The following is an 8,543-nucleotide window of genomic DNA, read 5'->3' as shown; positions in this document are numbered from 1 at the left end:
AACCATCAGCCACACCATCGGAGCCGGCCAATGGCGACCAGACCCGTGACCAAACCCGCGACCAACAACCATCAGCCACACCATCGGAGCCGGCCAACGGTGACCAAACCCGCGACCAAACCCGCGACCAAACCCACGACCAACAACCATCAGCCACACCATCGGAGCCGGCCAACGATGACCAGACCCGTGACCAAAACCGTGACCAACATCGCACCAGCACTCCCGAACCGACCCTAGCACCGGCGTATCCTTAGAAAACGCTCGCCGGAAGTTCATTCCAAACCAAGCACGCATAGCTTGACTGTGGTATGAAAGGGAAACGTCACCAACACGGAATAACGCAGAACATTAACTCTTTGGCGCATAATGCTGGCAGGGCAGCAAGCCGCACAACCTGCCCTGCCAGATCTAACATTACGGATGAGGAGGCGCTGTGCTCAGTGATGCAGAGCTCCTGCGCCGGGCGCGTGAACTTGATACCGATGCGTTAGCAGCGATTCATGACACCTACTATCAATCGCTCTACCGTTATGTCTCCTTTCGGATCAGCGACCGGCAAACTTGCGAAGATTTAGTCAGTGAGGTGTTTATGCGCCCCCTTACTGCTCTGCACCAACGGAAAGCGCCAACCAACAACTTGCGCGGCTGGCTCTTTGGCGTGGCATCGCATGTTGTGAGTGATTATTTTCGCCAAACCTACCACAATCCAAATGAGCCGCTCAATGAGCAGATTGTGAGTCAAGCGCCATTGCCAGCAGAAATCGCTGAAAAAGAAGTTGCTATTGAAAAATTTCGTAAAGCTATTAGTACACTAACTGAAGATCAACAACATGTCTTAGCATTACGTTTTGGAGAAAACCTGCCAATTCACGAGATAGCTCACCTGCTTGGCAAGACTGAAGGAGCGGTCAAACAATTGCAAGCGCGTGCGCTTGCCGCCTTAGCACGGCATCTGGCGCCGGGGATGGTGAAATGATGGATAAAGAAACGCTGATCAATCATTGCCTTGATGCACTGGCCAAAGGCGAGCCAATCCATGAAATTCTTGCGCGCTATCCCCACGAGGCGGCCACACTCCAACCCATTCTCGTGGTTGCCGAATCGCTGGCTCATCTCGCCACTGATCCCACCAACGAGGCACGTATAGCATCCCGCCGGGCGTTTTTACGCCAAGCCACCACCTATCAAACCCGGCCTGCGCTCTGGCAGCGACTCGCGCTCTGGGCAGCCAGTGTTGCGCTCCTGATACTGTTCGCTGGCGGAGGGCTTAACATGGGCGGCTGATGCGGCCTTGCCGGGAGAGCCACTCTACCCCATCAAACGTTCCATCGAACAGGTGCAACTTACGCTGAGCGGCAACAGTGAACAACTGAAAACGAGCTTTGCCGCGCGCCGTCGCTACGAGGTAACGGCGCTGCTGGCGCAATCCCGCGCCGCGGAGGTCGAATTTCACGGGACGCTTGAGCTGATGAGCGCCGAACGTTGGCAGGTCAGTAGTATTCTGGTGATGATCAGCGACACGACTCGCATTCAGGGCCAGCCGGCGCTCGGTGCTGTATTGATTGTCCACGGTCGTACCACCAATGATACCGTACAGGCTGAGGTCATCATCGTGCTTGGCGCGAATGATCCGGGGAATAATGCAGGTGAACCTGCTCATGCTACGCTTGAACCCACACCAACAGCTTCATTAGCAGTGCCAACGGCTACCATCACTATGGTGCCGCCCGCTCCTACCACTACCGCCACACTGTTCGTTTCTACGCCAACCGAATGGGCCACATCTACCCCTGCCACTGCACCCTTGCCGGTATCTCCGGTTCCATCCGCGACCCCGACGGTGAAACCGGGCAGTACTAGGAATCGGGATGGGGAGGTTGGGCCACGTCCCACCCCCACCGCTGAACCGGGCCGTGGCGATGACGGCGGTGCGGGCGGCCCCAACCCCACTCCGACTGCCGAACCGAGGCATAGTAACAGAAAGAACCATTGAAATGAGTCAACGCCAGCCAGCTCAGCAACTTGTCCGCATCCGCCCGAACGGCGAGGAAACTCCCTCGCCGTTCGGTGTACTATTTAGCGGCATGCAGTCTGCGCAGAAACTCGGAGCGCGGAGCCAATGATAGCTCAAGTCGTGCCAAGTCTGCGCTCGACCAAATAGCCACCTAACAGACGCGGCTGCCGTTTACTGCTTTGCAACGAGTAACGAGAATGTTATGATGTCTATATTGGGTACCTTCCCGACTCAAGCAAACGCATAATCCAGTTTAAAACACATATTGTTTGTTGCAGACGCGATCACGGCCACCATGCACCACGTACCCAATATGGCGGCTTTGTCGAGCAAGGGCTATCAGCATGACCAAATATCAAATCATTACCCCACCAACCTTTCTCAACGAACTCCTTGGTCTACCCGTAAAGATTCAAAAAACCGTTTTGCAGAAAGTCAAAGTGCTTGAACGCGATCCGATTTCAGCCCAAGGCGATGCCAAAAAGCTTAAGAACCGCGTCCCGCCGCTGTATCGGGTCAGAATTGGCGATTATCGTCTGATTTACACCTTTGATGCGGGATGGGTCAAGCTGATTGCGATTCGCAAACGCGATGAGCAAACCTACCAACACGATTTTGGTCAGATTGACCTGCCAGAAGAAGCGCCGCCGGACGTCAGCTTCTTGCGCGTACCGGCGCCGCCTGAACCGCCACCGAGCGAGCCAACCGTCGTAACAGCACAACCGCTGAACCGCGAAATCACTACAGCTGATCTGCACCAGTGGCGCATCCCAGAACAGTACTGGTCAGCCTTACTCGCCGTGCGCACTGAAGATGACCTCTTGAATGCGCCCGTACCGCAAGCGATTATGGAACGAGTGCTCGATATTCTGTACCCGCGCAGCGTCGATGACATTTTGCAACAGCCGCAATTTCTGCTCAACGATGCCGAAGACCTTGACCGGTTTGTGGCTGGCGAATTGACCGACTTCTTGCTGATGCTCGATCCTGAACAGCAGCGGCTGGTCGAAATCCCGCTTGATAAGCCGGTGCTGGTACGTGGCGGGCCGGGTGCCGGCAAATCGATCGTTGCGCTGTACCGCGTCCAACGATTGGTGGCCAGCGGGCAAACGCCAGTGTTATTTACCACCTTTACCAATGCCTTGATCTCGTACTCGACGCAATTGTTGGAACGGCTCCTCCAAGGTGATCTGGTATCACAGGGGGTCGAAGTCAATACAGTCGATAGTGTCATTTTTCGCCAATACGCCCGCACGTATGGCGCACCCCGCTTCGCCCCGGAAGGAGAGTTGCTGAACGTCTTGCACAGGGCGTTAGCGATAGCGCCAATGGCCGGCGACAACGAAGCTGAACGCCAACATCGCCGGGAAGCATTGCAAGCGCTAGGGGTCGAATACCTGCTCGACGAGTTTACCAGTGTGATCGAGCATTGGGGGCTGACCACGTATGAAGAATATGCGAACCAACCGCGCATCGGGCGCAAACTACCGTTGCGCGCCTCGCTGCGTGAAGCCGTGTGGTCGGTGTATGAGACGTGGTCACATCGCTTACGCCAACAAGGATGGACGACCTGGGGCAATGTGCGGCGGCAGGCGCTGGAATTGGCCCGCCACCAGCCGGCCCGGCCCTACCGCGCCATCGTGATTGATGAAGCGCAAGACCTTTCGCCGGTGGCGCTGCGTTACCTGCTAGCGTGCGTCGAATCACCGCAGTCAATCTATATCACTGCCGATGCCGGCCAATCGCTGTACCAACGCGGATTTTCATGGCAGCAGATCGATAGCGCCCTCCAAATGCGCGGGCGAAGTTTTGTGTTGCGACGTAATTACCGGAATACGGCCCAGATCGCCGCTGCTTGCGCCTCTATTCTTGGCGGAGCCGATGAACACGTTGCCACGATCCACAACGGCAATCTGCCGAGCATTCGGTTTTGCCGCGACATCACGGAAGAAGCGATGGCGATTCGCGATTCCTTCGCGGCGGCAGCGCGAAAGTGGCGCTTACCGGCGCACACTGGGGCAGTGCTGTGCCATAGCAAGCAAGTGGCGCAACAGATTTGCGCTCAGCTCAACCAGTTTGGCCTACCGGCGGAGTTTATGGAGAGGAAGCAAATTGACATCCGTAAACCGGTTGTCAAAGTGATGACCCTGCATTCAGCGAAGGGGCTTGAATTTCCCTTTGTTGCCGTGCTCCGGCTAGCGCAAGAACATCTCCCGCATACCTTCGACCACTTGCCGCCAGAAGAGCGGGAGGAGGCGATTGCGCAAGAGCGCCGCCTGTTCTACGTTGGCTGTTCGCGCGCAATGCGGGAATTGTTGGTCTGCGCAAGCGCCGATCAACCATCATCGTTCGTGGAAGCGTTGCCGGCCACGCTCTGGCAGCGGATCGAGCCGTGACGGCAGCATTGCCGAACCCAACGCGGCTGGCGACAGGCAATCAGCGCAGCATTATTTGCCGCTGTGCAGATCAAGCCGGACAAAGCCGATGATCGCGGCCAGCAAAAATGCGCCTAGCCCGATCCAGCCGCTCAGTTCGGCGATAAAGCGTTGTTGCGCTTCAGCAGCTAAGCGCAAGGCGCGGAGATTGGTATTGGCCAAGCCCATTACGCCTTCCTGTAACGCCTGCCGGGTGGCGTCGATCAAGGCTTGCTGATTGAGTAAGAGCCACGCCGAACCGATGGCCCGCACGGTCAGATAGGCGACAACCCCGGCCAGTGCTCCGATCAGGATGGCGATCGCCAAGCGACCTAGCCAAGCTCGCACCGGTTCGGCAGCCATTCCATTCGTCGCCATACCCATCACTCGCCTCCTTCGCCAGTAATTCGCTTGCGGGCGCGTTCTTTGGCTGCGCGCAGGCGAGCGAGCGCCTCATCACCCTCAGCAGCGGCAGCCGGCGGCGGGGCCGGCGGCGAAGCAGATGGCGGAGCTAGCGGCAACGGTGTGCGTTCACCAACCATCTGGCGCCGCGCCTGATCACGGGCAGCGCGCAACCGGTCCAGCACCGGATCAGGCGCAACCGGCGCTGCGCCGGCGGGTCGCAAGCGTCCGGCCAGCGTGCCGAGCGGGCCAAAATCGCTGCGGCGCACCATTAGCCGACGAAGGGCAATATCAATCGGCAGCAGGATCAACGCCAATAACAACAGCGGAAAAGCGATCTCTTGCGCCGAAAAGACTTGATTCAGGCGCATAAACACCTCGGCTGGTTCGGTCACAAACCGGCCCTTGGTCGTATTCGCCAGCTCGGCTAATAAGCCGGGGTTGGCCTGTGCGCTGCGATACTCCGAAGAATACGGTACGACCATCCCAGCAGTTTCTTGAATCACCACCCGATCACCGCGCGCGCCGGCAATCTGCACTAAATAAGTGCCGGGAATAGGACTTTCGAGCCGCGCCTGATATTGGTTGGGGGCAACCTGTGTCAACCGCACCTCGCGCCGCGATCCATCACCGCCGATCAGCGTAGCTGTGACTGTCAGATCATTCTGGCTCGCCGCCATGGCAAGGCGAACGATCGTCTCACTGCCAGCGACCGTCACCTCGGCACGGACATCCTGCCCGCCCCGCGGCGTCAGATCTTCGATCAATTGGGCAGCAAAGCGGGGAAAACCATCCCATGCAATCCAGTCCCGCGCCCACTTGCCTTTAGAATCACTCAACCACGCTGCGCTCCGGCCAAGGCCAAACTGCCACGTGGCCAAAATTGGCTGCTGATCTTCGGTGGCTAGCAATAATTGGGCAGTGTCTTTGAGCGTGCTGCCATTATAGCCATAGAGCGGCGGAATGGTGCTGATGCCGGCCAGTATCGGGCTGCTGCCGTAGCGTACCGGAACAAACGGCTGCTCAACGATATAATTCCCGATGGTCGTAATCGTCTCTTGGACAAAAATTTGCGGCACATCAGCCATATCTACCGCCGGATAGTAGCGCCCGCCGCCTTCTGCCGCTAATTGTTGCAAATAGCTGGCCGAGCCGCTCCCGGCGGCAACGACGGTCAGGGTGATGCCCTGTTCGCGCAGCCGGGCGGCAATATCGAGCTGATCTCCCCCACTGCCCCAGCCATCGGTCAGCAGAATCATGTGCTTGATACGAGCGTCAACTTGTTGCAGCATCTCTTCGGCGCGCAACAAACCTGCCCGAATATTGGTGGGGCCGCGCGGTTCGACCCCCGCTACCGCTTCCATCACCTGTTCGACCGTTGCGCCACGAGTGGCGGCAAAGGTTGGGAAGGCAGCGCCATCGAACGTCACCACACCAACCGTATCTTGCAAGCTCAAGAGCGCCGTCGCCTGCGCAATCGCATCTTTCGCAATATCGATTTTACGGTCGGACGACGACGTTATCGGCGCGTTGCGATCAGGATCGGCGCAGTGGCAGGCATCCATTGACCCCGACTTATCAATCACAAAAACGATCGCCAGATCGGGCCGCATTTCACGGTTGCGGACATCCATATACACCGGGAGCGCCTCTTCGACGGCGGTACGGCCATAGCCGCCGACGCCAAAGCTATCTTCGCCGCCGATCATAAGCAAACCACGTCCTAAATCACGCACATAACCGGGGATGGCCTGCATCAAACCGATCGGCAAGGCGCGAGCCGGCGTATTCACCAGCACGAGGGCATCGTAGGCGCTGAGGTCAGCCAGCGAACGCGGCGCTGCTTCCGGCGATATCACCTCGGCCACCATATCGGCAGCAACCAACGCCGTCGCCAACGGGCGGGCGTCGGCAGCGTTACGCGCAATCAATAAGACCCGCGGCGGGCCTTGCACCCGGATCAGCGCAGCAGCTTCATTGTTTTGCACTCGTCCATCATTAGCGGCTTCCACTTGAACCCGGTAGCGCCGGAAACCGCTGCCCTCAACCGGCACCACAAACTCGACGCGAGTTGCGCCGGGCGACAATTCAAGCGTGCGTTCGGCCACCACGCCAGTATCATCAATCAGGCGCACCGTAGCGGATTGGGCGACGTTACTCTCGACGGTCGCCACAATCAGCGCCTCTTGGCCGTCACGCACGCTATTGGGCGCTTCCACGCTGGACACCAACGCCTCAGCATCAGCCTCCACCAACGTCAAATCGACAATATCGATTGGAATGCCACGGCTAGCCGCTAGCCGCGCCGCGTCAATCGCCCGCCCGCTATTTTCACCGCCATCAGAGAGCAACACCAACCGTTTTTGCGCATCGGCGGGGAAGAGCGCCATCCCAAGCTGAATAGCCGACTCGATATTGGTGCGATTGGCGATAGGGATCGAGGTAATCCGGCCTAACCGGCGATCACTATCCGGAGCGCGTTCCACCAGCGCATTATCGCCAAAGACGATAATCGCCGCTTGATCGTCTGCCGGCATCTCTTGCAAGGCAGCGCGAATGAACGCCTCGGCCTGCGCGCGGGTCGAGGCTGGCATCGAGTCGCTGCCATCGAGCAAGAAGACCGTCGTCAACCGATCGACCGGGCGCACCCATTGAATACCGGCGAAGGCAAAGATCAAGGCCACGGCGACTAAGGTGCGCACGATCAGGCTGCCCCAGAACCGGAACAGCGATAACCGGCGCGGCGCGAGTAAGGCGAGCGCAGCCACGCCGATCGGCACAATGAGCAACCAGAGCGCTTCAGGATAGATAAAGGAGATATATGGCATAGGCAACCATTCGCCGGTGAGACATTGGCACGTGATCGTACTGGCATTGTACCGAGAATACCCAGCGATGACAAGGCAAGACCAGCACTTTTTTAAGACGGCGACCTCGTAGGAAAAGTTCCGCTTATCGCAGGCACAGCGAAGGGGCACAGCGACACTGTGCCCCTTCTATGCACCTCCGCTGTAACCTTTCGTGATCGCTTACGCCGCTACCGTCTCGGCTTGCGGTTCAATTTCAATCTTGGCGCCGAGCACCTTGAGGAATTGGGCAATCCATGCCGGGTGAGCCGGCCACGCTGGCGCTGTCACCAGATTACCATCCGTAATGGCCTGATCGGCGGGCAACTCGTAATATTCAGCGCCAATCAGCGGCAGATCGGGGCCAACCGCCGCATAGGCCGTGCAACGGCGACCATTCAGCACGCCAGCGGCTGCCAAGACCTGCAAGCCGTGGCAAATCGCCGCTACCGGCTTGTTGGCGGTAAAGAAGTGGCGCGCAATTTCGAGCACGCGCGGATTGAGCCGGATATACTCCGGCGCGCGCCCGCCGGGGATAACCAGCGCATCGTACTCGTGCTCATTCACTTCATCAAAGCTCTGATTCAGAGTGAAATTGTGCCCCCGCTTCTCGCTGTAGGTCTGATCGCCTTCAAAGTCATGCACCGCAGTGCGCACGAATTCACCGGCCTTCTTGCCCGGACAGACGGCATGCACCTGATAGCCAAGCGCGGCGAGCGCCTGAAACGGCACCATCACTTCGTAATCTTCGACATAGTCGCCGACGAGGAAGAGGATCTTCTTTGCCATGGCCTGCACCTCTCTGAACGGTTAGACGAATACGACCACCCTGTCGCTATGTTGCCAGCTAGGATGATTCTACGG

7 protein-coding genes and 1 pseudogene are annotated in these 8,543 nt (G+C 58.2%); 5 read left to right on the top strand and 3 right to left on the bottom strand.

Features of this window, described 5'->3' with window-relative positions; genetic code table 11:
* The 5 genes and pseudogenes from U9R61_RS16130 to U9R61_RS16110 form a co-directional block, all read left to right on the top strand.
* Window positions 1-257: pseudogene (locus tag U9R61_RS16130) on the top strand (hypothetical protein); the annotation flags it as partial.
* Between the two features lie 179 nt (window positions 258-436).
* Entirely contained in the window at window positions 437-979 is a 543-nt protein-coding gene (locus tag U9R61_RS16125; RefSeq protein WP_322489833.1) for an ECF subfamily RNA polymerase sigma factor, BldN family, read from the top strand.
* A complete protein-coding gene (locus tag U9R61_RS16120) occupies window positions 976-1,287 on the top strand; it encodes a hypothetical protein (RefSeq protein WP_322489832.1) in 312 nt (103 codons plus the stop codon). Before U9R61_RS16125 ends, U9R61_RS16120 begins: the two co-directional genes overlap by 4 nt.
* A 7-nt stretch (window positions 1,288-1,294) precedes the next feature.
* Window positions 1,295-1,996, top strand: coding sequence for a DUF5667 domain-containing protein (locus U9R61_RS16115; RefSeq protein WP_322489831.1), 702 nt, complete (start codon window positions 1,295-1,297; stop codon window positions 1,994-1,996).
* Between the two features lie 365 nt (window positions 1,997-2,361).
* Window positions 2,362-4,413, top strand: coding sequence for a 3'-5' exonuclease (locus U9R61_RS16110; protein WP_322489830.1), 2,052 nt, complete (start codon window positions 2,362-2,364; stop codon window positions 4,411-4,413).
* A gap of 51 nt (window positions 4,414-4,464) precedes the next feature.
* On the opposite strand, the gene U9R61_RS16105 is transcribed toward U9R61_RS16110, so the two are convergent.
* The 3 genes from U9R61_RS16105 to U9R61_RS16095 all read right to left on the bottom strand — a co-directional run bounded on the left by U9R61_RS16105 (window position 4,465) and on the right by U9R61_RS16095 (window position 8,468).
* On the bottom strand, window positions 4,465-4,809 hold the full coding sequence (locus U9R61_RS16105) for a hypothetical protein (RefSeq protein ID WP_322489829.1): 345 nt from the start codon (window positions 4,807-4,809) through the stop codon (window positions 4,465-4,467).
* A gap of 5 nt (window positions 4,810-4,814) precedes the next feature.
* The gene (locus tag U9R61_RS16100) at window positions 4,815-7,661 is read right to left on the bottom strand and encodes a VWA domain-containing protein (protein ID WP_322489828.1); all 2,847 of its coding nucleotides are present in this window, start codon (window positions 7,659-7,661) and stop codon (window positions 4,815-4,817) included.
* Between the two features lie 201 nt (window positions 7,662-7,862).
* Complete coding sequence (locus tag U9R61_RS16095) at window positions 7,863-8,468, bottom strand: DJ-1/PfpI family protein (RefSeq protein ID WP_322489827.1); 606 nt, start codon at window positions 8,466-8,468, stop codon at window positions 7,863-7,865.
* Window positions 8,469-8,543: the final 75 nt, after the last annotated feature.

The sequence above is a fragment of the Chloroflexus sp. genome, assembly GCF_034431535.1.
In the GTDB taxonomy this organism is placed as follows: Bacteria; Chloroflexota; Chloroflexia; order Chloroflexales; family Chloroflexaceae; genus Chloroflexus.
The sequence above is the reverse complement of the archived record's forward strand: the minus strand, read 5'-3'. Positions and strand labels throughout refer to the sequence as shown.

Excerpts from the sequence above, each read along its gene's own strand:
- U9R61_RS16120 (WP_322489832.1), top strand. The coding sequence starts at position 976 with ATGATGGATAAAGAAACGCTGATCAATCATTGCCTTGATGCACTGGCC.
- U9R61_RS16110 (WP_322489830.1), top strand. The coding sequence starts at position 2,362 with ATGACCAAATATCAAATCATTACCCCACCAACCTTTCTCAACGAACTC.
- U9R61_RS16105 (WP_322489829.1), bottom strand. The coding sequence starts at position 4,809 with ATGGCGACGAATGGAATGGCTGCCGAACCGGTGCGAGCTTGGCTAGGT.
- U9R61_RS16100 (WP_322489828.1), bottom strand. The coding sequence starts at position 7,661 with ATGCCATATATCTCCTTTATCTATCCTGAAGCGCTCTGGTTGCTCATT.
- U9R61_RS16095 (WP_322489827.1), bottom strand. The coding sequence starts at position 8,468 with ATGGCAAAGAAGATCCTCTTCCTCGTCGGCGACTATGTCGAAGATTAC.